Here is a 1940-nt window from a genome sequence, read left to right on the forward strand (position 1 = left end):
AGGCCAGAACGGGGTTCAGATCGATTTCCTGAATCTGCGGACAAGCCAGCATCAGCGCGCCCAGTTTTGCCGCCAGATCGGCGGCCGCATCCAGATCGACGGGCGGAACACCGCGATAGCCGGTCAACAGCTTGGCACCGCGCAGCGACAGCAGCGCCCGTTTCATCGCATCGGCACCTGCACCTGCGGGCACCAGCTTTACGTCTTTCAGCACTTCGATCCAGACACCGCCCAGACCGACCATGATCATCGGTCCCCATTGGTCGTCGCGCTTGGCCCCGATCACCAGTTCCAGCCCCGGTGCGCCCATTTTCTCGATCAGGATGCCGTCGATGGTCTGACCGGGTCTGGCGGCCTGAACATTGGCCTGAATACAGTGCCAGCCATCGCGGACCGCCTGCGCATCCTTCAGCCCGACCAGCACGCCGCCAACGTCGGATTTATGCGCCAGTTGCGCGTGCTGCACTTTCATCACCACCGGATAGCCAAGCGTGTCAGCCCCTTGCGTCGCCTCATCCTCTGAGGTCGCCATCACCCCGGCGGGTGTTTTCAGCCCGATCACCTTACGCAGCCAATCCTTGGCCTCGTGTTCGGCAATGACGCCGCCATGGGGCAGGCTTTGCGGGGGCATTTCGACCGTGGTTTGCGCGACGCCGTGACCGGCGCCGAATTGCATGACCGTGGCCAGCGCGCGGATGGCACGTTCGCCCGATTGGAACAACGGCACCGAGGCTTCGGCCAAGGCGGCCTTGGCGGCCTCGGGCATTGGGGCGCCGCTGCCGATGAACACACAGCCCACGGGCGCATCCAGTTTGCGGGAAATTTCGACCACGGCGCGGGCCTTGGCCTCGACCACTCTGGGGGCGCCGGGCATCTGGCAGACCAGCACCGCGTCGATCTCGGGGTCCTCAAGCAGCACAGTGGCGGCGTCGCCATAGATGCGCTCGATATCCATCATCGCCTGACCGGTCACATCCAGCGGATTGTCCGGCTCGACAAAGTCAAAGGTCACATCGCGCAACCGCTGGCGCAAATTCGCGGCGGGTTTGGGCAGGTTCAGACCGACATCCTCGGCCACGTCCAGCGCCAGACTTTTGAACGCGCCGCTGTCGGTGATGATCCCCAGACCCTTGCCGGGCTGTCGCGGGAATTTCGACATCAGTTCGGAAATGTCGATCAGCGCATCCATGCCGTCAGCCAGCAGGATATGCGCCTCTTTGACCGCCGCCTCCATCGCGGCGTAATTGCTGGCGACCGAGCCGGTATGCGACAGCGACGCCTCTTGCGCGCGGACGCTGCGACCCGAGTGCAGCAGGATCACCGGCTTGCCCAGCTCATACGCCCGCCGGGCAGTGCGCAGAAACCGGGGGGTGTCCTTGATCTGTTCGGCAAAGATCGCAAAAACGCCGTTTGCGTCGTCCTCGACCAGCGCCTCGAAATAATCGGTGACTGAAAGAACCGCCTCGTTTCCGGTCGAGATGGCGTAAGACAACGGAATGTCGCGGTCTTCGCTTGCGTTGACCAGACACCCCATCATGCCACCGCTTTGCGCCAGAACTGCCAGCCCGCGCCTGCCGCGCCGGTCGACCGGCACCACCGGCCCCGAGGTCAGCGGCACGCCGCCATCGTAATTCACCAGCCCCAGACAGTTGGGACCTGCCAGCGCCAGCCCGCCTTCTTTGGCCATCCGGGTCAGACGATCCTGCGCCGCCCGGCCTTCGGGGCCAGTCTCGGCATAGCCGGCCGAGAACAGCACCGCACCGCCCAGATCGCGGGCGATCGCCTGACGCAGGGCATCTTCGACCCCGGCCTGCGGGATCGCGATGATCGCGGCATCCACGCCTTTCGGCAGATCCGCGACCGACGCCACGCAGGGCAGACCGTCGATCTGGTCCTGCTTGGGATTCACCGGATAGATGTCGCCCGCATAGTTGAACCGC

1 protein-coding gene is annotated in these 1940 nt (G+C 64.6%); it reads right to left on the reverse strand.

Annotated features, from left to right (window positions below; genetic code table 11):
- A partial coding sequence (locus ABYW26_RS13990; RefSeq protein ID WP_372605526.1) for an acetate--CoA ligase family protein occupies nucleotides 1-1940 on the reverse strand: 1940 nt, incomplete at both ends.

The sequence above is a fragment of the Actibacterium sp. genome, assembly GCF_041584535.1.
In the GTDB taxonomy this organism is placed as follows: Bacteria; Pseudomonadota; Alphaproteobacteria; order Rhodobacterales; family Rhodobacteraceae; genus Actibacterium_D.